The sequence below is a fragment of the Billgrantia lactosivorans genome, assembly GCF_003254665.1.
Classification (GTDB): domain Bacteria; phylum Pseudomonadota; class Gammaproteobacteria; order Pseudomonadales; family Halomonadaceae; genus Halomonas; species Halomonas lactosivorans.
This window is the reverse complement of sequence record NZ_QHGY01000009.1, coordinates 89,240-115,071: the sequence shown is the minus strand read 5'-3', so window position 1 is coordinate 115,071 and position 25,832 is coordinate 89,240. Positions and strand designations below refer to the sequence as shown.

Here is a 25,832-nt window from a genome sequence, read left to right as displayed (position 1 = left end):
GCGAACCAGCCAGGCCAGGGCCGGTAGCGCCAGCCACATCAGCCAGGCGCCGGCGGGCAGCGCCCCGACCAGCCAAGCCGCGGGCACCACGCCGAAGGCGCCCGCCAGCAGCAGTGCGGCGAGCCGGCCGGCGCGTCGCGGCCCCAGGCGGATCGCCAGGTGGTCGCGCCCCACCCGGCGGTCGGCATCGATGTCGGGTATCTGGTTGAGCAACAGCAGGGCGCTGGCCAGCAGCGTGGGGACCAGCGCGGCCGCCACCACCGTGGCCGACAGCGTGCCGGTCAACGCCTGGTGGGCCCCCAGCACCATCAGCAGGCCGAATCCCGCCCCGGGGGCGAGCAGGCAGAGCCAGGGGCGACGAGTCAGCCAGGCGGTGTAGGCCACCACCAGGGCGAGCCCCGCCAGGCCGTAGACCAGCATGACCGGTCCCGCCCGCCACAGGAACCAGGCGCCGATCAGCGTCACGCCCGCCAGGCAGGCCCAGGCCGCGTTGAGCACGGCACGGGCGGCCTCGGGCCGTGCGGGCAAGGCACCGCTGCCGCCCGAGAACGGCGTGCGCTCGGTCAGCGTATCGAGGCCGGTGCGGAAGTCGTGGTATTCGTTGAACAGGTTGACCGCGGCGTGGGCCAGCAGGGCGCCGAGCAGCACCAGCAGCGCCTCGGGGGCGACGATCGGGTACCCCTCGGCCACGGCCGCGGTGATCGCCAGCCCCACGCAGAGCGGTGCCAGGATCAGGAAGTTCGGCCGGCTGCTGCGCAGGCACGCCCCCGCCACCGAAGGCCCGGCCGCGGCGTCGCGCACCGGCGTCAGCCCAGTCGCGCGTTCAGCCAGGCGGCGATGTCGCTCACCTGCTGGGGGCAGACCGCATGGGCCATGGGGTAGCTGCGGTAGTGGACCGGATAGCCCAGTGCCTGCAGGCGCTGGTGGGCCGCCTTGCCCAGCGACTCGGGCACCACCGGATCGAAGGAGCCGTGGTGAATCTCGATCGGCAGTTCGCGGTTGGCCTCGGCCAGCTCGATCGTCTCGGCGGTGGCGAAGTAGGTCGACATGGCCAGCAGTCCGCCCAGCGGGGCGGCGAAGGAGAGCGCTGCCTGGTAGGCCACCGCCCCGCCCTGGGAAAAGCCGGCGAGGATGATGCGCCGGCTGTCGATGCCATGGTCGATCTGCTCCTGCACCAGTTCCTGGATGCGCGACGCGGAGGCGACCAGCTGGGCCGTGTCGACGCGCCGGTCGAGGCTCATCTCGTGGATGTCGTACCACGCCGGCATCACCATGCCACCGTTGATGGTCACCGGCAGCCGCGGGGCATGCGGCAGGATGAAGCGCACGCCGAGCCCCTCCTTCAGCGGCAGCGCCGGCACCAGGGGTTCGAAGTCATGGCCGTCGGCGCCCAGGCCGTGCAGGATGAAGACGCAGGCGTCGGCCGGACGGCCGCCCTTCGGCTCGATGATGAGTTCGCCAGGATGGCTCATAGGGGGCTCTTCCGTGGTGATCGAAAAGCGTCACCCTACCCCAAAGCCGTGTCCGCGGCGAGCCCACCCTCGCTGCCGCGACGCTGGCGATGCCCGCTACTGGCTCAAAACGGCCACACCAGCGGAATCAGCGGCAGCGCCACCGCCGCCGTCAGCAGGTTGAGCGGCCCGCCCACGCGCAGGAAATCCGAGAAGCGGTAGCCGCCGGGGCCATGCACCATCAGGTTGGTCTGGTAGCCGATGGGGGTGAGGAAGCTTGCCGAGGCGGCGAACATCACGGCCACGACGAAGGGCATCGGGCTGACGCCGAGGCTCTCGGCGCTGGCCACCACCACCGGAAAGGTGATCACCGCCGCGGCGTTGTTGGTGACGAGCTCGGTGAGCAGCGCCACCAGCAGGTAGGTCCCGATCAGCAGCAGCCAGGGGCTGCCGTCGGCCAGGCCCAGCGCCAGCCCCGCCAGGGCCGCCGCCGCCCCTGAACTCTCCAGCGCCGCCCCCAGGCCGAAGGAGGCGGCGATGGTCAGCAGCACCTGGGTATCGAGCCCGCGCTTGGCCGCCCCCACCGAGCAGCAGCCGCTGGCCAGCGCCAGCACCGCGCCCAGCATGGCCGCGTTCATCAGGCTCATCACACCGAAGGCGGCAAGCAGCACCACTCCCGCCAGGATGCTCCAGGCCATCCACGCCTTCTCGTGGGCGGGCCGCGCGGCGCCGTTGACCTGGCTGATCAGGAGAAAGTCCCTGGACTGGCGGTGGCGCTCGATGAATGGGGGACGCGCCTCCAGCAGCAGCACATCGGCGGGCTGCAGGCGTACCTGGCCCAGGTTGCCGGCCACCCGCTCGCCGCCGCGGCACACCGCCAGCACGGCGGCACCGTAGAGGGTGCGGAAGTGGCCGTCGCGGATGCGCTGCCCGACGAACTGGCACTGGTCCGACACCACGGCCTCCACCAGGCGGCGCTCGCGGAACTCCTTCTTGAGGCTGGATTCGCCGTGGTACGACGGCACCAGGCCGCGGATCTGCTGCAGCTCCACCGCGCCGTCGGAGGTGCCGGCGAACACCAGCCGGTCGCCCCCCTTCAGGCGCTCGCCGGGCCCCACCACGCTGACCACGTTGCCGTCGCGCTCGATCTCGACCAGGAACAGTTCCTGGAGATGCCGCAGGCCGGCCTCCTCCACGGTGCGATTCACCAGCGGCCCCGCGGGGTCGACCTCCATCTCGATGGTGTATTCGCGCGGGTTGTCGAAGGCCTGGCCGGCGTCTCGCCGCTGTGGCAGCAGGCGGGAGCCCACCAGCAGCAGGTAGAGCAGACCGGCCACCGCCACCGGCACGCCCACCCAGGCGATGTCGAACAGCCCCATGGCAAGCTCGGGCCGGCGCTCCAGCAGCAGGCCGTGCACCACCAGGTTGGTGCTGGTGCCGAACAGGGTGATGGTGCCGCCGAGGATCGAGGCGAAGCTGAGCGGCATCAACAGGCGCTGGGCCGGCAGCTGCAAGCGGCGGCTCCAGCTCAGCACCGCGGGGACGTAGGTCGCCACGATCGGCGTGTTGTTGAGAAAGCCGCTGAGGGCCGCCACCGGCAGGATCAGCCGCGCCAGCGCCCCGCTCTCGCTGCGCGGCCGGCCCAGCACGTGGCGAATGATCAGGTCGATGCCGCCGGTCTCGCGGATGCTCGCCACCAGCACGTACATGAATGCCACGGTGAACAGCCCGGTGCTGGAGAACCCGCCCAGCGCCTGGGCCGGGTCGATCACGCCGAGGGTCAGCAGCAGGATGACCGCCCCCAGCAGCACGATGTCGGGGCCGAGGCGGGAGAACGCCATCAACGGGAAGACGGCGAGGACGACGAGGAAGGCGAGCCAGGCATCCAGCGGCATGGGAGACAATCCGGGCACAGGGGAACGTCGGGCTATTGTGCACTGCCGCAGCTTATTCTAAAAAGTTATTTTTAGAAATCCAAAAATAACCAAAAAGAATAAAGATGGGATCGCCGACCCAACGCCGACAACGAAAAAGGCCCGCTTTCGCGGGCCTTCTCTGCCACCTGGGTGGCACATCAGTTCATGGCAAGCCGAGGCTTAGCCGATGACCTTGATGTTGGAAGCCTGGAGGCCTTTCTTGCCCTGAGTGACGTCGAAGGAAACCTTCTGGCCGTCCTGGAGGGTCTTGAAGCCGTCAGCCTGGATCTCGGAGAAGTGCGCGAACAGGTCGTCGCCGTTGTCGTCCGGAGAGATGAAGCCGAAGCCCTTGGTGTCGTTGAACCACTTGACAGTACCGGTAGCCATTATCGCAATTCCTCTAACAGCATTGATTTTTCCGGGAAATACCCGAGTTGCAGTGGGTAAAACAAGAAACTTTTCACCGGGAAATCGACGCGATGAGCGTTGCGATGACCACTTGCGATGTTCGACTTGCCAACCAACTGCACGCATCTTGCGCTGTTCGCGCACGCACGTCAAATACTATTTTGCATCGATGACGGAAATCTTACCGTCCTCCGAGAATCCACCCCGCCGCCTTCTCGGCGATCATCAGCGTCGGCGAGTTGGTGTTGCCGCTGGTGATGGTCGGCATGATGCTGGCATCCACCACCCGCAGCCCGTCGACCCCGTGCACCCGCAGGCGCGAGTCCACTACCGCCATGGGGTCGTCGTCGCGCCCCATCTTGGCCGTGCCCACCGGATGGAAGATGGTGGTACCGATGTCGCCGGCCAGCCGTGCCAGCTCGTCGTCGCTCTGGTACTGGGGCCCGGGCTTGACTTCCTCCGGCCGGTACTTGGCGAAGGCCGGCTGCTCGGCGATGCGCCGGGTGACCCGTAGCGAGTCCGCCGCCACCTTGCGATCCTCCGCGGTGCTGAGGTAGTTGGGCGCGATGGCCGGGGCCTGGCGCGGGTCGCGGCTCTTGATGCGCACGCTGCCGCGGCTGGTGGGGTTGAGGTTGCACACGCTGGCGGTGATCGCCGGGTAGTCGTGCAGCGGCTGGCCGAAGGCCTCCAGGCTCAGCGGCTGGACGTGGTACTCGATGTTGGGATGCGTGTACTCGTCGCTGCTGCGGGTGAAGATGCACAGCTGCGAAGGGGCCATGCTCATCGGCCCGGTGCGCCGCAGCAGGTACTCGATGCCGATGGCCGCCTTGCCCAGCCACGAGGCGGCCAGGGTGTTGAGCGTCTTGGCGCCGGTGACCTTGTACACCGAGCGGATCTGCAGGTGGTCCTGCAGGTTCTCGCCGACGCCGGGCAGCTCGTGCACCAGCGGGATGTCGTGCTCGGCGAGCAGCCCCGCCGGGCCGATGCCGGAGAGCTGCAGCAGCTGCGGCGAGCCGATGGCGCCGGCGGCCAGGATCACCTCGCGCCTGGCCCTGACCTGGCTAACGGCACCGTCACGTTCGAGCTCGACCCCACTGGCGCGAGGCTTGCCGCCGCTGCCTTCCTCGAACAGCAGGCGATGCACCTGGGTGGAGTGCCACAGGGTGAAGTTGCTGCGCTTCTCGCACACCGGGCGCAGGAAGGCCTTGGCCGCGTTCCAGCGCCAGCCGTCGCGCTGGTTGACCTCGAAGTAATCGACGCCCTCGTTGTCACCGCGGTTGAAGTCGCGGGTGCGGGGAATGCCCGCCTGGACCGCGGCGTCGGCGAAATCGTCGAGCACCTCCCACTTGAGGCGCTGCTTCTCGATGCGCCATTCGCCGCCGTGACCGTGATAGTCGCGGTGGGCGGCATCGGCGTCGCCACCCTCATCGAGGCGGTAGTGGTCCTCGTGCTTCATGAAGTCCGGCAGGCAGTTCTCCCAGCGCCAGGCGTCGTCACCCACCTGCTCGGCCCAGCCGTCGTAGTCGCGGGCCTGGCCGCGCAGGTAGAGCATGCCGTTGATGCTGGAGCAGCCGCCCAGGGTCTTGCCACGCGGGTAGATCAGCGAGCGCCCGTTGAGCCCCTCGTCGGGCTCGGTCTTGAAGCACCAGTCGGTGCGCGGGTTGTTGATGCAGTAGAGGTAGCCCACCGGGATGTGCACCCAGTGGTAGTTGTCGCGCCCGCCCGCCTCGATCAGCAGCACCCGGTTGGCCGGGTCGGCGCTGAGGCGGTTGGCCAGCAGGCAGCCGGCGGTGCCGGCGCCCACCACGATGTAGTCGAATTCCTGCTCTGCCATGGGGACTCTCCCGACCGGCTCACTTATGGGTCGGCATGGCGAACTCGGCGCCCGCGTTGATCGAGTCGGACCAGCGCTGCATGATCGACTTCTGCTTGGTGTAGAAGCGCACGCCCTCCTCGCCGTAGGCGTGGGTGTCGCCGAACAGCGAGCGCTTCCAGCCGCCGAAGCCGTGCCACGCCATGGGCACCGGGATCGGCACGTTGATGCCGACCATGCCGACCTGGATGCGGCGGCCGAACTCTCGGGCCACGCTGCCGCTCTCGGTGAAGCAGCTCACGCCGTTGCCGAACTCGTGGTCGTTGATCAGCTGGATGGCGGTGGCGATGTCCGGCACCCGCACGCAGGCCAGCACCGGGCCGAAGATCTCCTCCTTGTAGATGGTCATCTCCGGGGTGACGTGGTCGAACAGCGAGCCGCCCATCCAGAAGCCCTCGCCGCAGCCATCGCCTGTCGTGCCGGCATCGAACTCGCGGCCGTCGACCACCAGCTCGGCGCCCTCGGCCACGCCCTTGTCGATGTAGCCGGTGATGCGCTGGTGGGCCTGGGCGGTGACGATGGGGCCCATCTCGGCGTCGAGCTCGAGGCCGTTCTTGACCTTCAGCGCCCTGGCGCGCTCGGCCAGGCGAGGGACGATCCTGTCGCCCACGTCGCCCACCAGCACCGCCACGCTGATCGCCATGCAGCGCTCGCCGGCGCTGCCGTAGGCGGCGCCGATCAGGGCGTCGACGGCCTTGTCGAGGTCGGCATCGGGCATCACGACCATGTGATTCTTGGCCCCGCCCAGGGCCTGCACGCGCTTGCCGTGGCGCGCGCCGTTCTCGTAGATCAGGTTGGCGATGGGCGTGGAGCCGACGAACGACAGCGCCTGCACGTCGGGGTGCTCGATCAGCGCCTCGACCGATTCCTTGTCGCCCTGCACCACGTTGAACACGCCGTCGGGCAACCCGGCCCGCTTGAGCAGCTCGGCGATCAGCAACGAGGCGCTGGGGTCGGTGGGGCTGGGCTTGAGGATGAAGGTATTGCCGGCGGCGATGGCCACCGGGAACATCCACATCGGCACCATGGCCGGGAAGTTGAACGGCGTGATGCCGGCCACCACGCCGAGCGGCTGGCGCACGGTCCAGTTGTCGATGCCGCCGCTCACCTGCTCGGTGTAGTCGCCCTTGAGCAACTGCGGGATGCCGCAGGCGAACTCGACGATGTCGATGCCGCGGGCCACTTCGCCCTGGGCGTCGGTGAAGACCTTGCCGTGCTCCAGGGTGATGGCGCGGGCCAGCTCGTCCTTGTGGGTGTTGAGCAGCTCGAGGAACTTGAACAGCACCCGCGCGCGGCGGATCGGCGGCGTGTCGGCCCAGGCCGGGAAGGCGGCCTTGGCCGCGGCCACGGCGGTCGCCACGTCGGCGCGGGAGGCCAGCGCCACCTGGCCGGAGACCTGGCCGGTGGCCGGGTTGTAGACGTCCTGGTGGCGGCCCGACTCGTCGGCCGTCATTTGTCCGTCGATATAATGGGTGATCGTGTTCTGCGTCATGGGCTCTCTCGTCTTGTCGTTGGCTGGTGTCGCTGACTGGCGCGGCGGGCGCGGCTTGCATTCAGCACAGGCGGTACTTTGACCATCAAGCCTACCGATTCGTACGCCATGATCAATTGAGAAATCCAAAAGCGGGATATAAGCTAACCTTATATCCCTAGGCAGCCCCAGCCATGCACGATCTCCCCACCCTGCGCGCCTTCGTCACCGTGGCCCGTGAAGGCAGTGTCTCCCGCGCCGCCGAACGGCTGCACCTGACCCAGCCCGCCGTCAGCCTCAAGCTCAAGCACCTGCAGGAGGCGCTGGGGCTGACGCTGTTCCGTCGCCGCCCCCAGGGCCTGGCACTGACGGACGACGGCCACGCCCTGCTGCCCGCGGCGGAGCGGGCACTGGCCGCCATGGCCGCCTTCGAGCAGAGCGCCCTCGCCCTGCACAGCACGCTGCACGGCCGGCTGCGTATCGGCACCATCGTCGACCCGGAGTTCATCCGCCTGGGTGCCTTCCTGCACCGCCTGGTGGAGCGCGCTCCGCAGCTCGAGACCGAGCTGCAGCACGGCATGAGCGGCAGCGTGCTGGAGTGGATACGCCGCGACGAACTCGACGCCGGCTTCTTCCTCGCCCCGCCCGGCGAGGGCCCAGGGCCGGAGGCGCCCGAGATCGCCCATCGCGAGCTGACCCACTTCCACTATCACGTGGTCGCGCCTCCCGGCTGGGGCAGCCGCGTGGCCAATGCCGACTGGACGAGACTCGCCGCCCTGCCCTGGATCGTCACGCCAACCCTGTCGGCGCACCACCGGCTGCTGCACGGCGCGCTCGACCCGCTCGGGGTGACGCCCCACGGCGTGGCCCAGGTCGACCAGGAGGCGTGCATGCTCGACCTGGTGCGCGCCGGCGTGGGCCTGAGCCTGGCGCGCGACGCCCTGGCCATGGCCGAGCGCCAGGAGCGCGGCCTGACGGTGGTCGAGGGGCTGCGCCTGCCCTGCGCGCTGTGCTTCGTGTGGCGGCGCGAGCGCAGCGAGGAACCGGCCATCGCCGCCGCGCTGGAGGTGCTGGAGAGCGTCTGGGGCGGCCAGCGCTGAGCGCTGGCACCGCATGAACGCGACATGAACGAAGCCTTAAGGCTCCCGCAAGGCAACGCCGGGTAAAACGGTCACGTACCCCTCCAAGGAGTGACCCGATGAACTGGCTCGATACCGAAAACCGCTATGGCCTCGTCTCCCGCGCGCTGCACTGGTCCATGGCCGTGCTGGTGCTGTTCCTGCTTGCCAGCGACTGGTGGATGGAAGCGCTCGAGGATCTCGGCAAGGGCAACCTGATTGGCCTGCACAAGAGCCTCGGGGTGGCGCTGCTCGTGCTACTCGTCTTCCGCCTGGCCTGGCGCTGGCACAACCACGGCCGTGTGGCGCCACCGGCACACTGGCGCCGCGCCGCCCGCCTCGGCCACCTGGCGCTCTACCTGCTCCTGCTGGCGATTCCGGTGAGCGGCGTGCTCGCCGCCTGGGGCAGCGGCCACGGCGTCGCCTTCTTCGGCCTTCCGCTGATCCCGACAGGTGCCGAGATCGAGTGGCTCGAGGAGGCCTTCGAGGAGACCCACGAGGTGCTCGCCAACCTGATGTGGCTGATGATCGGCGGGCATGTCGTCGCCGCCTTCGCCCACCAGTGGTGGCTGGGTGAGCGAAGCCTAAAGCGCATGGCCTGAGTGGCGATCGCTTAAGGCTGCGATAAGACAGCGCGGGGAAAGTGCAGGCGTCATCCCATCAAGGAGCGCCTGCATGTTCCTGCTGACTTCGATTCGCCGTCACCCGGCCATGCGCAAGCTGGGAAAGCGCCTGGAAAGAAGCGCCAAGGCCTGGTGCTACCGCGCCCTCAGCCTGCGTCATCGTCAAGCCAAGGCCGTCACCCCGAACGTCCTGGAGGGCGTGCAGCGAGTGCTCTTGGTACGCCCCAACTTTCGACTCGGCAATGCTGTCATCGGGGCCCGCTTCATCCAGGCCCTGGCCCGGGATCGCCCGGGCCTCGAGATCGACTACCTGGGCACGGACACCACCCGCGCCCTCTTCTCCGGCATGCCGCTCGCCAACTACCACGGCCTGAGCCGCTCCATGCTGCTCGGCCCCTGGCGCCTGTTCAGCCTGCTCGGCGAGCTGCGGCGGCGTGAGTACGACCTCGCCATCCAACTGGGCGAAGGGTCCCTGACCGGCTGGGCGTTCACCCAGCTCTGCGGGGCCCGCCAGACGCTTGGCCAACCTGGCCGGCTGGAAGGCACCTATGACTGGGTGGCGGAGCCTGCCCCGGCTCACGCCCATGCGCTGGCCAGCAGCCTGGCGGCGCCCCTGGGCCTGGCCTGCGAGCCGCGCCCCTGGCTGGTGCTGTCGCGGCAGGAGCATGACGCCGCGCTGGCGCTGCTGGCGAGGCTGTCGCTGCCGCCCACCGCCGTCGGCATCTTCGTTGGCGGCCATCTCGACAAGCGCCTGCCCCTTCGCTTCTGGCAGGCACTGCTGCGCGCGCTCGAGGCACGCCAGCAGCCCTATGTGGTGCTGCTGGGGCCAGAGGAGGCACGTCACCTTCCCGCCCTGGCATCCACCTGCGGCGTACACGGCCGCCTCCTGCCGCCCCTGCCGCTGCGCGAGTTCGCGGCCGTGCTGGCCCAGTTGCCGCAGCTGGTCACGCCGGACACCGGCCCCATGCACATGGCCGCCGCCCTGGCGGTGCCCGTGATGGCCCTGCTCAACGTGCCCGGGTCACGCAGATTCGCTCCCGAGGGCCCCGCGGATCTGGTACTTTTCCAACCAGACCCTGAGACGGTGGCCGAGCATGTGTCGCATCGCCAGGAAGCCGCGCGACCCGCGCCGCAGCCGCGCCGCGAAGCGCATGGGCATGCAGCCCCGGCACACCCGGGCCACGACGACCGAAGACGAGATCGCCTGCATGCGCATCCTGCTGGTGGAGGATGACCCGAGCCTGGCCTCGGGCATCCGCCTGGCCCTCAAGCCCGAGCACTACACCGTCGACCACCTGGCCGACGGTACCGCGGCCCTGAACGCGCTGCACGGCGACGAACCGTTCGATGCCGTGATTCTCGACCTGGGGCTGCCCGGGCTCGACGGCATGCGGGTACTGCAGAGCGCTCGCCGACGCGGCAATCGGGTGCCGGTGCTGGTGCTCACCGCCCGCGATGCCGTCGACGACCGTATCGCCGGCCTGGATGCCGGCGCCGACGATTATCTGGTGAAGCCCTTCGAGGTGGCCGAGCTCAAGGCGCGCCTGCGCGCGCTGCTGCGCCGCAGCCAGGGCCAGGCGAGCCCCGTGCTGGCGTGTCGCGACATCCGCCTCGATCCCTCCACCCTCGGTGTCAGCTACCGCGGCCGGCCGGTGGCGCTATCGCGTCGCGAGTTCACCCTGCTGCACGAGTTCATGAGCCATCCGGGGCGCGTCTTCACCCGCGATACCCTGACCCGGCTGGTCTATGGCTGGGAAGCGGACGTCGAGAGCAACGCCATCGAGGTCCATGTCCACCACCTGCGCCGCAAGCTGTTCCCCGGCCTGATCCGCACGGTACGGGGAATCGGCTACGTGCTGGATGAGGCCGGCGCCCCATGACCTCGATCCGCCGCCGCACCCTGGGCCTGGTCCTGCTGGTGTTCGCCATCAGCATGCTGGCGATCGGCCTGGTCAGCTATCGCTACGCCGCCCACGAGATCGAGGAGCTCTACGACGCCAGCCTGGCGCAGAATGCCCGCCTGCTGGAGGGGCTGGCCCAGTCACCGCTGCCGAGCGCACAGCGCGAGGCCCTGCTCGAGAGCCTCGAGAGCGCACTGCTGCGCGCCGAGCAGTCGGACAAGCGCCTCGCCGGACACCGCTACGAGAGCAAGCTGGCCTTCCAGCTGTGGGAGGGGGAGCGCCTGCTGCTGCGCTCCGCCAGTGCCCCGGAGCAACCGTTCACCGATCACCCGCCGGGCTACACCGACAACCGGGTGGCCGGGGACGACTGGCGCATCTACGTGCTCGATGTGGCCGATGCGACGCGCCGGGTCATGGTCGCTGAACGCAGCGACGTGCGCGGCGAACTGACCCGCGCCGTGGCCCTGCGCACCCTGCTGCCCGACCTGGTCGGCCTGCCGCTGCTGGCGCTGCTGCTGTGGTGGGCCACCGGCTGGGGGCTGCGCCCGCTGTCGCGCCTGGCCGAGGCGATCCGTCACCGCGACCCGTACAACCTGCAGCCGCTGGCACTGCAGCCGCTGCCGCGTGAGTTGGCCACCATCGTCGGCGCGCTGAACCGCCTGCTCGAGCGGATCCGCGAGCTGCGGGTGCGCGAGAAGCGCTTCATCGCCGACGCCGCCCACGAGCTGCGCACGCCACTGGCGGTGCTCGACCTGCATGCCCAGAATGCCCTCGCCGCGGAGAGCGCCGAGGATCGTCGCGAAGCGCTCGATGAGCTGCGATCCGGCGTGGCACGGGCCACCCGCCTGGTGGCGCAGCTGCTGACACTCGCCCGCCTGGACCCGGAGGAGGCCCGGCCCGCGCTGCGCGAGGCCGACCTGCTGCTCGAACTGCGCGAGGCGCTGGCCAAGCTGGCCCCCCTCGCCGCCGAGCGCGACCAGGCGCTGGCTCTCGAGGCCGACGCCAGCCTCGACTGGTGCCTGCGAGTCGAGCCCGGCGCCATCGAGACCCTGGTGCAGAACCTGGTGGGCAATGCGCTGAACCACTCCCCCGATGGCGGCCTCGTCACGGTCGCGCTCGAGGCGGATGACAGCCTGCTGACCCTGCGCGTGGACGACCAGGGGCCCGGCATACCCGCCGCCGAGCGCCAGCGCGTGACCGAGCGCTTCCATCGTGCCGGCCCGGGCGCCGGCGCCGGCCTGGGCCTGTCCATCGTCGAGCGCCTGCTGGCCCGTCATGGCGGGCAGCTGCAGCTACAGGAGGCGCCCGGGGGTGGGCTGCGGGCCCTGGCGACTCTGCCGCGGGAGGCCGTGTCACAGCCCCGGAACAGCAGCCCCGAGCGCTAGGCTGCCCAGCGGGGAAGATCAGTCGCGCTCCACGTCGGTCACCCCGCTCTCGCCCTGCTGGCTGCGCACCTCGATCTCGCGGCCGTCGGCGTCTCGCCCCTCGATCTCGATGCGGCCGTCGCGGTCGACCTGGAGCTCGTCGAACTCGGCCAGGCCTTCGGCCACGGCGGCTTCCATGGCCATGCGGACGTCCTCTTCGCTCATGCCCCAGGCCCCGCCGTCACGGCGCTTGCGCTCCTCTTCGAGGGATTCTCCGCTCTCCAGCGACAGGCGCACCTCGGCCTGCCATTCGTCGTCGAGCCAGCCCTCGACCTCGACGCTGTCGCGCCCCTTGGCCTCGATCTCCTGGATGTGCTGGAAGCCGAAGCCCGTGACCTGCTCCAGCACCTCGTCGAGGCGCTCCGTCGCCAGGCGAGCGTCGGAGGCCTGTACCGAGGCGGCGGCGAGCATCAGGGTGGCCAGCGAGCCGGCTGCGAGTGTCTTGCGTTTCATGGGTGAGTCCTCAGTGGCTTTGACGGTGTCGCGTTTCTCGACACAGATCAGGTTTTAGCACCGGCCACCTTGCCCCATGCTGACAGGCCCGTTCATGCTGTATTCATGTCGGGCCCGGCACTCTTGCTTCATGAAGCCTTCACTCCCGTTCCCTCGCACTCGCCTGTCGCGCCGCGCCTTCGCCCGCCGCGTCCTGGCGGTCCTGTGGCTGTCGCTGCTGGCCGCCGCCCCGGCGTTCGCCGACAGGCACTGGCACGACCTGCACGAGGCCGTGCGCAGCGGCCGACTGGTCGCGCTGCCGCAGATCCTCGACTGGCTCGAGGCACGCTACGAGGGGCAGGTGCTCGAAGTCGAGCTGGAGCGCGACGACGGCCGGACGATCTACGAGGTGGAGATGCTCGGCCCCCGGGGCCAGGTGGTGGAGTTCGAGTTCGACGCCGAAAGCGGCGAGTTGATCGGCATGGAGGGCGTCGACATCGACGGCATGCGGCGCGAGGGGAAGGCGCGATGAAGGTGCTGCTGGTAGAGGACGACGACGCGCTGGCCACGGTGCTGGCGGAGGCGCTGCACGAGGCCGGCGTGCTGGTCGAGCGAGCCGGCAGCGGCGGCCAGGCCGATTTCCTGGTGCGCACCGAGGTGTACGACGCCGCGATCCTCGACCTCGGGCTGCCCGACGGCGACGGCAGCCGCTGGCTCGCCGAGTGGCGCGAGGACGCCATCGAATTGCCGGTGCTGGTGCTGACCGCGCGTACCCGCTGGGCCGACAAGGCCACCGGCTTCTCCGCCGGCGCCGACGACTACGTCACCAAGCCGTTCGAGACCGCCGAGGTGCTGTTCCGCCTGCGCGCCCTGGTGCGCCGCAGCCACGGTCACGCCCATCCGGTGCTGCGCATCGGCGAGCTGGCCTTCGACACCCATACCGGCAGCGTCACCCTGGCCGGTCGCCCGGTGAGCCTCACCGCCCAGGAGTCGCGCCTGCTCGCCTACCTGGCCCACGCCGCCCCGCGGGTGGTCAGCCGCAGCGAACTGGCCGAGCACGTCTACGATCGCGACCACGAACCCGACTCCAACGTCATCGACGTCCAGATCAGCCGCCTGAGGCGCAAGCTGGGCGCCGAACGCATCGAGACCCGCCGCGGCCAGGGTTACCGCCTCAGCGGCAGCGCCGAGGCCTCATGAAGCGACTGCATCGACTGTCGCTGGCCAGCCGACTGATACTGGCCACCCTGCTGATGCTGGCGCTTACCCTGCCGCTGGCCGGGCTCGGCCTCGCCCAGCATTTTCGCACCACCGCCACCGCCGCCTTCGACCGCCAGCTGGAGGCGCTGCTCAACGTGGTGATCGCCGGTGTCGCCTGGGACGACGTGGCGCAGCAACTGGTCCAGGAGCGCGACCTCGGCGATCCGCGCTTCGAACAGGTCTACTCGGGCTGGTACTGGCAGGTGAGCGATGGCGGCGAGCGGGCGCTCACCTCGCGCTCGCTGTGGGACCAGCGCCTGCCGGTACGGGAAGCCCCCGAGGTCGCCCGGCACGACGTCGCGGGCCCCCGCGGGACACCGCTGCGGGTCGTCGAACGCGATATCCGGCTGGCCCCGCTCGAGTCGCCGCTGCACGTCAGCGTGGCGGTGCCCCGCGAGCCGTTGGACCAGGAGCTGGCGCGCTTCGCCCGGTTGGTGGCACTGTCGCTCGCCGGCCTCGGCCTGCTGGTGCTGGCGATGCTGGCGCTGCAGGTGCGCTGGGGACTGGCGCCGCTGCGGCGCATGCAGGGCAACCTGGCACAGGTGGAGAACGGCGACGCCGAACGCCTCGACACCCGCCTGCCCGCCGAGCTGGCGCGCCTGGCCGGGGCGGTGAACGCGGTGCTGGCCCGCGACCGGCGGCTGATGGAGCATGCCCGCCACGCCGCCGGGAACCTGGCGCACGCGCTGAAGACACCGGTGAGCGTGCTGACCACCCTGGCCGATGGCATCGAGGAGCCGCGCCGCAGCCGGATTCGCGACGAGCTCGCCCGCATCGACACCGCCGTGCGCCACCACCTGGCGCGCGCCACCGCGGCGGGGGACGTCGGCCTGGCTCCCCGGATCGCCGTGACCGAGACACTCGCCCCCATCCTCGACGGCCTGGGGCGCCTCGCCGGTCGCCGCGGCGTGCAGCTCGAGCACAGCCTGGCGGACGGGCTGCGCGTGCGCATGGCGCCCCAGGACCTTCAGGAGCTCATCGGTAACCTGCTGGACAACGCCCTGCGCTGGGCCGACGGCCGGGTCAGGTTCACGGGCAACGCCGCCGGCGACGGCTTGTGGCTGTGCGTGGAAGACGACGGCCCCGGCATGAACGAGGCCCAGCGCCAGGCCGCCATGGGTCGCGGCGCACGCCTGGACGAGCAGCGCTCCGGCAGCGGCCTGGGGCTGGCCATCGTCGCCGACCTGGCAACCCTGCACGGCGGCCGGCTGGCGCTCGACGCCTCTCCCCTCGGCGGTCTTTCCGCCCGGGTATGGCTGCCGGCCCGGCCACTGGCCGAGCCCCCGGCAGCGCCGGGCTAGACTCCCTCGACGACTCGCGCCGCCTCCCGCCGCCGCTTCAGTTCGTAGACCACGGCGACTGCCACGGTGATGAGGATCAGGATCAGCCCCAGGGCGTTGACCGCCGGGGTCAGCCCGGTGCGCACCTTGGAGGCGATGTAGACCGTCAGGGTGGTGTCGTAGCCGACCACGAACAGCGTGGTGTTGTAGTTCTCGAAGGACTGCAGGAAGGCGATCACCGCCGCCGAGTAGAGCGCCGGCTTGAGGTAGGGCAGCAGGATGCGGCGGAACGCCTGCCAGGGGCTGGCGCCGAGGTCCAGTGCCGCGCGCTCGAGGGTGCGGTCGAAGCGCTGCAGCCGCGCGGTGACCATCAGCATGACGTAGGCGGCGATGAAGGTCGCCTGGCCCAGCACGGTGAGGAAGATGCCGCCGCTGACGCCGAACTGGCGCCAGAAGATCAGCGTCGAGATGCCGATGATCACCCCGGGGGTGAGCAGCGGCGAGAGGATCAGCGCGTAGAGGAACGGCTTGGCGCGGCTCGACACGGTGTTGAGGAACAGCGCCGTGGCAATGCCGATGGGCACGGCGACGACCAGCACGCCCGCCGCCACGACCAGGCTGTTGCCGAGCGCCTGCCACATGCCGCCGTCCGCCGCCAGCTCGCCGAACCAGCGCAGGGTGGTGCCGTCCCACGGGGTCACGGTGGGAAAGCGGCTGTCGTTGAAGGTGGCCGCCGCCATGATCAGTAGCGGCAGGAACAGGTAGGCGAAGAAGACCACCACGTAGAAGCGCAGGCCAAAGGCCAGGAAGCGTTGCGAACTCATCTCCCGATGTCCCCCAAGCCCACTTTGAACACTTTCATGACCAGCGACATGAAGCCGATGCACAGCACCAGCAGCAGGAAGGCGTAGGCCGCGCCCTGGTTCCAGTTGCCGCCCTCGAAGAACCAGTTGTAGATGATCTGGGTGAACCAGCGGCTGCCCGGCGAGCCGAGCAGCGCCGGCACCGCGTAGCTGCCGGCGGCGAGCATGAAGGTCATGATGCAGCCGGTGGCGATGCCCGGCTTGGCGTGGGGAATGACGATACGCCGATGGGTGCGCAGGGTGCCGGCACCCAGGTCGCGGGCGGCGCGCACCTGGTTGTCGTCGAGGCTCTCGATGGCGTTGTAGAGCGGGAACACCATGAACAGGATGTAGGCATAGACCATGCCCACCATCACCCCGCCGTTGCCGCTGAGGAAGCGGATCGGCCGCTCGATCAGCCCCAGCATCATCAGCACCTCGTTGAGCGGGCCGCGAAACGCCAGGATGATGAACCAGGAGTAGGTGCGCAGGATCTCGTTGATCCAGAACGGCACGATCAGCAGCAGGATGCACAGCGCCGCCTGGCGCGGGGTGGCGACCTTGGCCAGGTACCAGGCCAGCGGGTAGCTCACCGCGAGCGTCAGCAGCGTGACCAGCACGCTCGACCAGAGGGTCTTGAGAAAGATCGCCCGATGGATGTCGTTGTTGAACAGGGTGGCGTAGTTGGCCAGGGTCAGTCGGTCCTCGGGCCCGCCGATCTGGGCCGGCAGCAGGTTCGGCTTGAGCGAATACTCGATCATCTGCAGCTGCGGCAGGGTCACCATCACGATCAGCCAGATCCCCAGCAGGGTGACGATGGCCATCGCCAGCGGCCCGCCGAAGCGCACCTGCAGCTGCCTAAACATGAGCGCCTCCGGCCTGTGCGCGGTCGCTCTCCACCACTTCGCCGGTCTCCTCGTCCACCACCGGGCTGCCGTCGTCGGGCAGTACCACGGCGTCGCCGGGGTCGTAGGCAAAGGTCATGCGCTGGCCCGCGGCGAGCGCCTCGGCCTGGCCGCGCGAGACTTCGTGGCCGAGCTGCACGCGCAGCTTCTCGCCCGTGGCCGCCAGGCGCGTCTCGAGCATCACCCAGGCGCCCTCGAAGTGCACCGCCTCGATCTCGGTGTCGAAACGGGGACCCGCGGCCCCTGCCGCCACCGGGCGCAGGTGCTCGGGGCGCACGTAGAGCGCCGCGGCCTCGCCGTTGGCCAGGCGCACGCCGGGTCCGGCCCGACCGGCCAGCTCGCCCAGGGCACCGCCATCGAGGCGCACCCGCTCACCCTCGCGGTCGATCACCCGCGCCTCGAGGCGATTGTTCTCGCCGACGAAGGCGGCGACGAAGCCGGTGGCCGGCTCGCGGTAGAGGGTCATGGGGTCGGCGACCTGCTGGATGCGCCCCGCCGACATCACCGCGACCCGGTCGGACATGGTCAGCGCCTCGCCCTGGTCGTGGGTGATATAGATGAAGGTGATGCCGGTCTTGCGCTGGATCGCCTTGAGCTCGGCGCGCATGTGCTGGCGCAGCTTGAGGTCCAATGCCGAAAGCGGCTCGTCGAGCAGCAGCACGCGGGGTTCCACCGCCAGCGCCCGGGCGATGGCCACGCGCTGCTTCTGCCCGCCCGAGAGCTCGGTCACCCTTTTCGGCCCGCTGCCCTCCAGCGCCACCAGCGCCAGCAGCCGTTCGGACACCTCGCGACGCTGGCGCTTGTCGACCCCGCGCACTTCGAGGCCGAACTCGATGTTCTCGAATACCGTCATCAAGGGAAACAGCGCCAGGTTCTGGAAGATCATCGCCGTGGGGCGACGGTTCACCGGCACGCCGGCCATGGGCTCGCCGCCGATGAACACCTGACCCTCGCTGGGCGTGATGAATCCACTGACGATATTGAGCAGGGTGGTCTTGCCGCAGCCCGAGGGGCCGAGAAAGCTGAAGAATTCGCCCGAGCCTATCGCAAGCGAGGTCTTCTCGATGGCGGTGAAGTCGCCGAAGCGCATCACCACCTCGTCCAGTCTGACGCTACCGTCCATCAAAACCTCATACGCAGGATCGCCGCTATGCGGCTAAAACGAAGCGGGAAGAGCGGCGCTGCGCGCCCCTCTTCCCTCTTACCTCTTCATCCGTCGATTCATGCCGATAGGTAGCGATCCTGGTATTCGTTGCGCAGCGCCACGTACCACGGCTCCTGGATCGGCCACCACCACAGATTGGCCAGGTCCTCCTCGGTGTAGGAGTCGGTGAAGAACTGGCGCGTCTCGTCGGGCAGCAGTTCGGTAGCGCCCTTGGAGGTGGAGTTATAGCCGGTCGCCTTGACGAACAGGGCGCCCGCCTCCGGCGTGTAGTACCAGTTGATCAGCTCGTAGACGGCGTCCGGGTTCTGCGCGTTCTTGGGGATCACGAAGCCCTCCATCCACGCCAGCGCCCCCTCCTTCGGTGCACCGTAGGCGATGTCCTCGCCCTCCTGCTGCAGGCGGAAGGCGGTGGAGTCCCAGGTCTGGCCGATGATGGCGCCGTTGGTACGGAAGGCCGCCTGGGCGTCGTTCTCGGTCTCCCAGAACTGCACCAGCATGTGCTTGTGCTTGATCGCTTCCTCGAGGATGACGTCGAAGTTGGCGCGCATGGCCTCCTCGCTCTTGTAGGAGTCGAGCAGCGGATGCGGCAGCCGTCCCTCGCGCTCGAGCCACAGGCCGATGCCCACCAGCGCCGAGTGCCCGCGTACCGTCACACCCTGGTCGTGCTCGGGGTTCCACAGGTCGGCGTAGCTGAGGTTGGCGCGGTCGACCTTGGCGTCGCGACGGTTCCAGGTGATCGCCTCGGTGCCCCAGTCGCTGGGGGCGAAGTAGCGCTTGCCGTCGACCACGCCGCCCACCTCGGAGCCCTCGATGGCGCTGTCGAGCGCGCCGGACCAGTTGATACGCGATTCGTCGAGCGGCTGCACCAGGTCGTAGTCCAGGTAGCCCGGCACCCGGTCCACGGTGGGCATGATCACGTCGAAGCCGGTGCCGTCGGTGGCGCGCAGCGAGTTCATCAGCTCGTCGTTGGTGCCGTAGGGGGTGAAAGTCGCGCGAATGCCGGTCTTCTCGCTGAAGTCGGCCAGCATCTCGTCGGTGAAGTAGCCGGCCCAGGCATAGATGCGCAGGGTCTGCTCCTGGGCCAGTACCTTGTTGATGTAGAACGACGGCACGCTGGCGGCCGCACCGGCAGCCAGGGTGCCCTTGAGGAAACGGCGACGTGTGAACGACATGAGGGGTTCTCCATGAGGGTCCTGCACAAGGTGACAGGGGCCAGCGGGACCTGGCCCCCGACCCTTATCGCGCGACTCCATGACGAAGGGATGACCATTGAATGACCGTTCAATCCCTGTGTAACAAAGAGTAGCAGTCGTTCGCGAAATGTCCGTAAGCCGTTTCAACGTTCGCCTCTCGTAAACTCCTCCTATCGTCAATGCCCGCTTCTCGCCAATGCTCAATGCCGGGCGCAGGTCGGCTCCCATGCTAGCTTTCCCCGAAGTATGCAGAGACGAGCACCACCGAAGCTCACCGTTGGTCGTAGCTGAAGCTTGCTGATAGCCTCCGCAATCATATAAAAAGCGCGTGCAGGCAAGGGCAGTACTGCCATCCCGCCAAGCATCGGCCTGCTGCACAGCTATCCCAAGAGCCCCCATGACGGCTATCGCGAATAGTACATCGAGTACACTGAGGCGCTTCAGTCTGCGCTTCGGCGACCCATTGCTGGAACACGCCTATCGGCGTGACACCCTGCCTCGTACCCTGCACCAGGGTCGCACTGCAATCGTTGTCGGCATGCTCGTCTATCTGCTGTGCGGCCTTCTGGATACCTGGTATGTCCCGCCAGAGGCCAGTTGGGGCGTTTGGCAGTCGCGTCTCACCGCCTTGATGGTGCCAAGCCTGGTGTTGGCCGTCAGTTTCACTTCAGCTTTCCAGCGCCTTGCGCAGTGGTGGCTTACGGCTGTTTGCGCGGCGGCCGGATTCGGCCTGATCGCCATCCAATCGCAGGTTCCTCTCGAAAACACCCCCTACTATTACCCCGCCATGGTGATGGTGACCTTTTACACCTATAACTTCATCGGGGTTCGCTTTCCCTATGCCCTGGGCCTCGATGCGCTGCTGTTGGCGAGTTACAACCTGATCTTCGGCCTCCTGCTGGACTATCCGGCACACATTCTTTTCAGCCATAACGTGTTCATCATATCGGCCAATCTCATCGGCGGTACCACGGGGTATCTGGTAGAACGCCAGGGACGCCGGCTCTACCTGCGAGAGCGGGAGCTCGAGAAAGAACGGCGCTTTCACCATGAGCGTTCGTTGCACGATCCGCTGACAGGGCTGCCCAATCGCGAACTGCTCTACGACCGCATTCAGCAAGCCTTGGCAGCCAGCCAGCGGCAGCGCAAGCTGCAGGGTGGCCTGTTCATCGATCTGGACGGGTTCAAGAACGTCAACGACCAGCTCGGACACAAGATGGGAGACCATCTGCTTGTCCAGGTCGCCCGCCGCCTCAAGCACAGCGTGCGCCAGACGGATACCGTGGCGAGGATCGGTGGTGATGAGTTCTTCGTGCTCGCCCGCGATCTCAGCTCCGAGCGGGATATTCACCACCTGGCGACAAAGCTGCTGCTGAACCTCCGAACGCCGTTACCTGACGTACCCGCCCCGCTCTCCCTTCGGGCCAGTATCGGCGTATGCCTGTTCCCCTATCCGGGCATGAGCGTCGACGACATCATCCATCGCGCCGACATGGCCATGTACCGGGTCAAAACGGCGGAAAAGGATGGTTACTGCCTGGCGGAACTCGAGTCATGACGAACCGGTCGGCAAGACATCCCCTGCCGACCGGTTCGCCCGCTGGGTCAGCCCGCCCTTATCGCCACTTTCAGCACGCCGTCGCGCTGGTGCGAGAAGAGGTCGTACGCTTCGACGATGTTCTCCAGCGCGTAGCGATGCGTGACCATGGGGCCGAGATCCAGCCGCCCGGTCTCGATCACCTGCATCAGGCGGCGCATGCGCTCCTTGCCGCCGGGGCACAGCGAGGTGACGATCTTGTGGTCGCCCAGCCCGGCGCAGAACGCCCCGAGCGGGATCGTCAGGTCGCCGGAGTAGACCCCCAGGCTCGACAGGGTGCCGCCCGGCTTGATCACCCGCAGCGCCGCCTCGAAGGTGGACTGCAGCCCCAGCGCCTCGATGGAGGCGTCCACGCCGCGCCCGCCGGTCAGACGCAGGATCTCCTCGACCACGTCGACCTTGCGGAAGTCGAGGATGACGTCCGCGCCCATCTGCCGCGCCATGGCCAGGCGTTCGTCGACGCCGTCCACGGCGATGACCAGCCCGGCGCCGCGCAGCCTGGCACCGGCCGTGGCGCACAGGCCGATGGGCCCCTGGGCGAACACCGCCACGCTGTCGCCGATCTTGATACCGGCGGACTCGGCACCGGCAAAGCCGGTCGACATGATGTCGGGACACATCAGCACCTGCTCGTCGGTCAGGCCGTCGGGCACCTGCGCCAGGTTGGCCTGGGCGTCGGGCACCCGCAGGTATTCGGCCTGGGCGCCGTCGATGGTGTTGCCGAAGCGCCAGCCGCCCATCGGCTTGTAGCCGTGGGCGTGGTGGCCACCGTCCTGGGCGCTGCAGCCGTCCTGGCAGGCGTAGGAGGTGAAACTCGGGCAGATGGCGCCGGCGATGACCCGCTGGCCCTCGCGATAGCCCTGCACGTTGGCGCCCAGCTTCTCGATCACGCCGACCGGCTCGTGGCCGATCGTCAGCCCGCGCTCGACCGGGTACTCGCCCTTGAGGATGTGCACGTCGGTGCCGCAGATGGTGGTGGTGGTCACGCGGATCAGGGCGTCGTTGGGGCCGATGTCCGGGATCGGCTTGTCGTCGATCTCGATGCGCCCCGGCTCGACGAAGATCGCGGCTTTCATCATGGCAGGCATGGCGTGGCTTCCTGTGTCGTCTGCGCGTTGGCAAGGAGGATGGCGTAGGGCAACTATCCGTCACGGCTGGCCGCGTCGCCTTGATGCAGATCAAGGTAGCCCGCGGCGTCACTCCCCGCCCGACTCTACCCACACCTCACTGCAAGGCTGCCTCCGACCAGCCGAGGGTCGATTCCAGCGCCGCTCGCACGACAGGAAAGTGCCAGACTGACGATTGACCCAGACGAACGAGGAGACGCCCCCATGACGACCCATACCGGCCTGTCCGCCGAGGCCGCGGTACTGGAACAGCTGGAAAGCTGGGCGGCCGCGGTGCGCGCCCAGGATCTCGACGCCATCGTCGCCCACTATGCCCCCGATATCGTCGCCTTCGATGCGGTGACGAAGCTGCAGTTCAAGGGCGTGGCGGCCTACCGCGACCACTGGCAACGGTGCATGGAGATGTGCCCGGGGCCGATGGTCTTCGAGCTGCATGAGGTGACGATCCATGCCGACGGCCAGGTGGCCTTCTGCCATGCCATGAATCGCTGCGGCGGCAGCAACGCCAACGGCGAGACCAAGTCGGGCTGGCTACGCATGACCAGCGGCTACCGGCGCATCGAGGGCCAGTGGAAGGTGGTGCACGAGCACTTCTCCGCCCCTTTCGACACGCGCAGCGGCGAGGCGTTGTTCGACCTGGAGCCCTGAGGCGCGAGCCGGGAGAAGCGCGACCTACATCACCGGCACCCCGGTGACCCACACATGCAGATGGAAGGCGAACAGGTAGTAGGCGACCAGCCCGACGCCCAACGTGATGAGGGTGCCCGAGGCACGCGGGCTCACGGCCGGGGCGGGCTGGCGACGCCGGGCGGCACGGAAGTCGAGCACGGCCCAGAGCAGGAAGGCGCCGAAGAAGACGATGTCGCCGAGGCGCCCGTTGGCCAGCAGGTGGGCAAACGCCCACACCTTGACCGCCAGCACCATGGGATGGCCCAGCTTGGCCTTGATGTGGTTATGGGGAACGTAGGCCGCCACCAGCAGGAGGAAGGCGGGGAGCATCAGCAGCGCCACCGCGTGGCGCATTCCCACCGGCGGGTACCAGACCCAGGTGGGGTCGAGGCGCATGCGCCCGAAGCCCCAGATGGCCAGTGCCAGCCCCACGATGGAGACGAGCGAGAACAAGCCCTTCCAGCGCATCTCGCCCAGGCGCTGGATCTGCTCGCTGCGCCAGTCGTCGGCAAAGATGCGTACGGAGTGGGTGCCCAGGAAGAGCACGAGCCCCAGAATCATGACGAGCATGTTGCCGTCTCCATCAGCAGGAATTGAACGAATCGCAGCCCAGCCTACTCACTTGGAGTGTCATGCGCCAGCGATGGCGCGAGTGCGCCAGACAGGAGAGCCCGATGACCGACGACGCCCCGCCCCTGCCCGACGTCCTGGCCGGCCCCTTGCTGCGACGCCTGTCGGCCGAGCGCCTGGTGCTGTGGCTGGTGGCCACGCGGCCGCTCGAACTGACGCTCATGCTGCACCCCGAGGGCCACCCGCCGCGGCGCCTGCGGCTGGGCGACGGGCGGCTCGAGCGCATCCCGGTCGGGCAGCATGCCTGGCTGCACCTGATCGACGTTTCCCTCGCCACGCCGCTGCCCACCGGCACGTTCGTCGACTACGACCTGAAGATACGCGGCGAAGCCGAGGAGCGCGGCATCGCCGACTGGGCACCGCACCTGCTGCATGAGGGCACGAACTACCCGAGCTTCGTGCTGGCCGAGCGCCACCACCGCCTGCTGCACGGCTCCTGCCGCAAGCCCCACCATGACGGCCCCGACGGCCTGGTGGGCGCCGACGCCTGGCTCGCCAAGCGCCGCCGGGCGCCACAGGAATGGCCGGCCTGGCTGCTGATGACCGGCGACCAGGTCTACGCCGACGACGTGGCCGGCCCCACGCTGGTGGCGATCCACACCCTGATCGCACGGCTGGGCCTGTTCGACGAAACGCTGGAGGGCGCCACGGTACCCGACAGCCGGGCGCTCTATCGCGACGAGGCCAGCTATTACCGGCGCGAGGCGCTGCTGCCGGACACCGAGAGCGGCAGCGCCCTGCGCGAACGCTTCTTCGGCGGCGTACGCAAGCCGGTGTTCACCACGGCCAATGCGCACAATCACCTGATCACCTTCGCCGAGGTGATGGCCATGTACCTGCTGGTCTGGTCGCCGCTGCCGTGGCGGCTGATCGAACTCTCCCCTCCTGCGCTGGACGCCGAATGGCACCAGCGCTTCCTGGCCGAACAGGCCATCCTCGAGCGCTTCGTCGAGGGCTTGCCCGCCTGCGCCCGCCTGCTGGCCCACCTGCCCAGCCTGATGATCTTCGACGATCACGACGTGACCGACGACTGGAACCTGACCGCCGACTGGGAGCAGGTCGCCTACGGCCACCCCTTCTCGCGACGCATCATCGGCAATGCCCTGCTGGCCTACCTGCTCTGCCAGGGCTGGGGCAACGATCCCGAGCGCCTGGATGGCCTGTGCGCACGGGCGGCGGCGCTGATGAGCGAGGCACGGCGACAGGAGGGCCAACTGCCTAGGCAGGCGCACGACGCCCTGCTGCAGCGGCTGCAGCGCTTCCAGGGCTGGGAGTACCGCATACCCGGGCCGCCTCCCCTGATCGTGCTGGATACCCGCACGCGGCGCTGGCGCAGCGAGCGCCACCCGACCCGACCCTCGGGCCTGATGGACTGGGAGGCGCTGATCGAGCTGCAGGAGGCCATGCTCGACGCGCCAGCGGCCATCATCGTCTCGCCGGCCCCCATGTTCGGCGTCAAGCTCATCGAGACGGTGCAGCGGCTCTTCGCCCTGGCGGGCAAGCCCCTGCTGGTGGATGCCGAGAACTGGATGGCCCATCGCGGCGCCGCCAGCGTCATGCTCAACATCTTTCGCCACTCGCGCACGCCGGGCAACTACGTGATTCTCTCCGGCGACGTGCACTACTCCTTCGCCTACGACATCCACCTGCGGCACCGCGAGCAAGGCCCGCGGCTGTGGCAGATCACCGCCAGCGGCATCAAGAACGCCTTTCCCGTCACCCTGCTAGACTGGTTCGACCGGCTCAACCGCTGGCTCTACGCCCCGCGCTCGCCGCTCAACTGGTTCACCAAGCGTCGCCGCCTGGCGATTCACCCCCGCGACCCCGATCGCGCCCGGGCCGGCGAGCGGCTGTGGAACGGCTGCGGCCTCGGCCTGGTCGACTTCGACGAGGCGGGGGAACCCCGCGACATTCGCTACCTCGATGCGCGCGGATTCGAGGTCGGCTTCCCGCCCGCCAGGGAGTGAAGGTCGCAGGCGGTTTGTCTTTGCGTCGATGCGGGCCTAGCTTGAGGGCAGACCCACCAGAGCACGGTTGCCATGACCTCACCCCGCCCCGCCCCGGCCGCCGCAAAGGATTCACGCCGATCACTCTGGCTTGCCGCGATGGCCGGCGCCGGCGTGATGGCCGCCGTCGACGAGATCGTCTTCCACCAGTTGCTGCAGTGGCATCACTTCTTCGACCGCGCGACGCCGACCGTCGGCATTCTGTCGGACGGCCTGCTGCACGCAGCCGAGCTGCTCGCCATCGCGCTCGGCGCCTTCCTGCTGATCGAGCAGGCCCAGCGTCGCCGGCTGGTGGCGCGCTGGGCCTGGGCCGGCGCCTTCCTCGGCATGGGCGGCTTCCAGCTGTTCGACGGCATCGTCAGCCACAAGCTGCTGGGTATCCACCAGATCCGCTACGGCGTCGACCTGCTCGCCTATGACCTGAGCTGGAACCTCTCTGCCCTGGCTCTGCTGCTGGTGGGCCTGGCCCTCTACCGTCGAGCCAGGCGGCTAGAGCGGGGCTGAGCCATGCTCGGCAGCGTTGCCGCTGGAGGCGCATCGG

General features: G+C 68.8%; 25 protein-coding genes. 12 read left to right on the top strand and 13 right to left on the bottom strand.

Annotated features, from left to right (window positions below):
* The 6 genes from DIS04_RS16250 to DIS04_RS16225 form a co-directional block, all read right to left on the bottom strand.
* Positions 1-801 (bottom strand): prenyltransferase (locus DIS04_RS16250; protein ID WP_111414834.1); only part of this gene is annotated, 801 nt, incomplete at its 3' end.
* Between the two features lie 5 nt (positions 802-806).
* Entirely contained in the window at positions 807-1,472 is a 666-nt protein-coding gene (locus tag DIS04_RS16245; protein ID WP_111414833.1) for an alpha/beta hydrolase, read from the bottom strand.
* A 104-nt stretch (positions 1,473-1,576) separates the two neighbouring features.
* Positions 1,577-3,346, bottom strand: a complete 1,770-nt coding sequence (locus DIS04_RS16240; protein ID WP_111414832.1) for an SLC13 family permease — start codon at positions 3,344-3,346, stop codon at positions 1,577-1,579.
* A 201-nt stretch (positions 3,347-3,547) separates the two neighbouring features.
* Entirely contained in the window at positions 3,548-3,754 is a 207-nt protein-coding gene (locus tag DIS04_RS16235; RefSeq protein ID WP_010629501.1) for a cold-shock protein, read from the bottom strand.
* A 202-nt stretch (positions 3,755-3,956) separates the two neighbouring features.
* Positions 3,957-5,609, bottom strand: coding sequence for a GMC family oxidoreductase (locus tag DIS04_RS16230; protein WP_111414831.1), 1,653 nt, complete (start codon positions 5,607-5,609; stop codon positions 3,957-3,959).
* Positions 5,610-5,628: 19 nt separating this feature from the next.
* Positions 5,629-7,140, bottom strand: coding sequence for a CoA-acylating methylmalonate-semialdehyde dehydrogenase (locus DIS04_RS16225; RefSeq protein ID WP_111414830.1), 1,512 nt, complete (start codon positions 7,138-7,140; stop codon positions 5,629-5,631).
* 173 nt (positions 7,141-7,313) lie between these two features.
* Here DIS04_RS16225 and DIS04_RS16220 point away from each other — a divergent pair, with 173 nt between their 5' ends.
* The 5 genes from DIS04_RS16220 (at position 7,314) to DIS04_RS16200 (ending at position 12,146) form a co-directional block, all read left to right on the top strand.
* The gene (locus DIS04_RS16220; RefSeq protein ID WP_111414829.1) at positions 7,314-8,219 is read left to right on the top strand and encodes a LysR family transcriptional regulator; all 906 of its coding nucleotides are present in this window, start codon (positions 7,314-7,316) and stop codon (positions 8,217-8,219) included.
* Positions 8,220-8,317: 98 nt separating this feature from the next.
* On the top strand, positions 8,318-8,839 hold the full coding sequence (locus tag DIS04_RS16215) for a cytochrome b (RefSeq protein ID WP_111414828.1): 522 nt from the start codon (positions 8,318-8,320) through the stop codon (positions 8,837-8,839).
* A gap of 73 nt (positions 8,840-8,912) precedes the next feature.
* Positions 8,913-10,094: a glycosyltransferase family 9 protein gene (locus DIS04_RS16210; RefSeq protein WP_111414827.1), complete on the top strand. Its 1,182-nt coding sequence runs from the start codon at positions 8,913-8,915 to the stop codon at positions 10,092-10,094.
* Positions 10,069-10,740, top strand: a complete 672-nt coding sequence (locus tag DIS04_RS16205; protein WP_111414826.1) for a response regulator transcription factor — start codon at positions 10,069-10,071, stop codon at positions 10,738-10,740. The genes DIS04_RS16210 and DIS04_RS16205 overlap by 26 nt, the downstream gene beginning before the upstream one ends.
* Positions 10,737-12,146 (top strand): ATP-binding protein, encoded by a 1,410-nt coding sequence (locus tag DIS04_RS16200; RefSeq protein ID WP_111414825.1) that lies wholly within the window; start codon positions 10,737-10,739, stop codon positions 12,144-12,146. Before DIS04_RS16205 ends, DIS04_RS16200 begins: the two co-directional genes overlap by 4 nt.
* Before the next feature lie 18 nt (positions 12,147-12,164).
* On the opposite strand, the gene DIS04_RS16195 is transcribed toward DIS04_RS16200, so the two are convergent.
* The gene (locus DIS04_RS16195; RefSeq protein WP_111414824.1) at positions 12,165-12,638 is read right to left on the bottom strand and encodes a PepSY domain-containing protein; all 474 of its coding nucleotides are present in this window, start codon (positions 12,636-12,638) and stop codon (positions 12,165-12,167) included.
* A 130-nt stretch (positions 12,639-12,768) separates the two neighbouring features.
* Between DIS04_RS16195 and DIS04_RS16190 the strand changes: the two genes are divergently transcribed.
* From DIS04_RS16190 to DIS04_RS16180, 3 genes are read left to right on the top strand one after another with little or no spacing between them, the layout of a single operon-like run.
* Positions 12,769-13,149 (top strand): PepSY domain-containing protein, encoded by a 381-nt coding sequence (locus DIS04_RS16190; RefSeq protein WP_111414823.1) that lies wholly within the window; start codon positions 12,769-12,771, stop codon positions 13,147-13,149.
* Entirely contained in the window at positions 13,146-13,817 is a 672-nt protein-coding gene (locus DIS04_RS16185; RefSeq protein ID WP_111414822.1) for a response regulator transcription factor, read from the top strand. The genes DIS04_RS16190 and DIS04_RS16185 overlap by 4 nt, the downstream gene beginning before the upstream one ends.
* Complete coding sequence (locus tag DIS04_RS16180; RefSeq protein ID WP_111414821.1) at positions 13,814-15,178, top strand: ATP-binding protein; 1,365 nt, start codon at positions 13,814-13,816, stop codon at positions 15,176-15,178. Before DIS04_RS16185 ends, DIS04_RS16180 begins: the two co-directional genes overlap by 4 nt.
* Here DIS04_RS16180 and DIS04_RS16175 read toward each other — a convergent pair.
* The 4 genes from DIS04_RS16175 to DIS04_RS16160 form a co-directional block, all read right to left on the bottom strand.
* The gene (locus tag DIS04_RS16175) at positions 15,175-15,981 is read right to left on the bottom strand and encodes an ABC transporter permease (protein WP_111414820.1); all 807 of its coding nucleotides are present in this window, start codon (positions 15,979-15,981) and stop codon (positions 15,175-15,177) included. The two genes, DIS04_RS16180 and DIS04_RS16175, sit on opposite strands and share 4 nt — an antisense overlap.
* Positions 15,978-16,865: an ABC transporter permease gene (locus DIS04_RS16170; protein ID WP_111414819.1), complete on the bottom strand. Its 888-nt coding sequence runs from the start codon at positions 16,863-16,865 to the stop codon at positions 15,978-15,980. The genes DIS04_RS16175 and DIS04_RS16170 overlap by 4 nt, the downstream gene beginning before the upstream one ends.
* Positions 16,858-18,027, bottom strand: coding sequence for an ABC transporter ATP-binding protein (locus DIS04_RS16165; protein ID WP_111414818.1), 1,170 nt, complete (start codon positions 18,025-18,027; stop codon positions 16,858-16,860). The genes DIS04_RS16170 and DIS04_RS16165 overlap by 8 nt, the downstream gene beginning before the upstream one ends.
* 98 nt (positions 18,028-18,125) lie before the next feature.
* Positions 18,126-19,241, bottom strand: coding sequence for a substrate-binding domain-containing protein (locus DIS04_RS16160; protein ID WP_111414817.1), 1,116 nt, complete (start codon positions 19,239-19,241; stop codon positions 18,126-18,128).
* Positions 19,242-19,659: 418 nt separating this feature from the next.
* Between DIS04_RS16160 and DIS04_RS16155 the strand changes: the two genes are divergently transcribed.
* Positions 19,660-20,820, top strand: a complete 1,161-nt coding sequence (locus DIS04_RS16155) for a GGDEF domain-containing protein (protein WP_111414816.1) — start codon at positions 19,660-19,662, stop codon at positions 20,818-20,820.
* A 47-nt stretch (positions 20,821-20,867) separates the two neighbouring features.
* Here DIS04_RS16155 and DIS04_RS16150 read toward each other — a convergent pair whose 3' ends face one another.
* The gene (locus DIS04_RS16150; protein ID WP_111414815.1) at positions 20,868-21,947 is read right to left on the bottom strand and encodes an NAD(P)-dependent alcohol dehydrogenase; all 1,080 of its coding nucleotides are present in this window, start codon (positions 21,945-21,947) and stop codon (positions 20,868-20,870) included.
* A 243-nt stretch (positions 21,948-22,190) separates the two neighbouring features.
* Here DIS04_RS16150 and DIS04_RS16145 point away from each other — a divergent pair, with 243 nt between their 5' ends.
* Positions 22,191-22,634 (top strand): YybH family protein, encoded by a 444-nt coding sequence (locus DIS04_RS16145; protein ID WP_111414814.1) that lies wholly within the window; start codon positions 22,191-22,193, stop codon positions 22,632-22,634.
* Between the two features lie 24 nt (positions 22,635-22,658).
* Here DIS04_RS16145 and DIS04_RS16140 read toward each other — a convergent pair whose 3' ends face one another.
* Positions 22,659-23,225, bottom strand: coding sequence for an NnrU family protein (locus DIS04_RS16140; protein ID WP_111414813.1), 567 nt, complete (start codon positions 23,223-23,225; stop codon positions 22,659-22,661).
* A gap of 104 nt (positions 23,226-23,329) precedes the next feature.
* Between DIS04_RS16140 and DIS04_RS16135 the strand changes: the two genes are divergently transcribed.
* On the top strand, positions 23,330-25,252 hold the full coding sequence (locus DIS04_RS16135; protein WP_111414812.1) for a metallophosphoesterase family protein: 1,923 nt from the start codon (positions 23,330-23,332) through the stop codon (positions 25,250-25,252).
* Positions 25,253-25,324: 72 nt separating this feature from the next.
* Entirely contained in the window at positions 25,325-25,795 is a 471-nt protein-coding gene (locus DIS04_RS16130) for a DUF2243 domain-containing protein (RefSeq protein WP_111414811.1), read from the top strand.
* Positions 25,796-25,832: the final 37 nt, after the last annotated feature.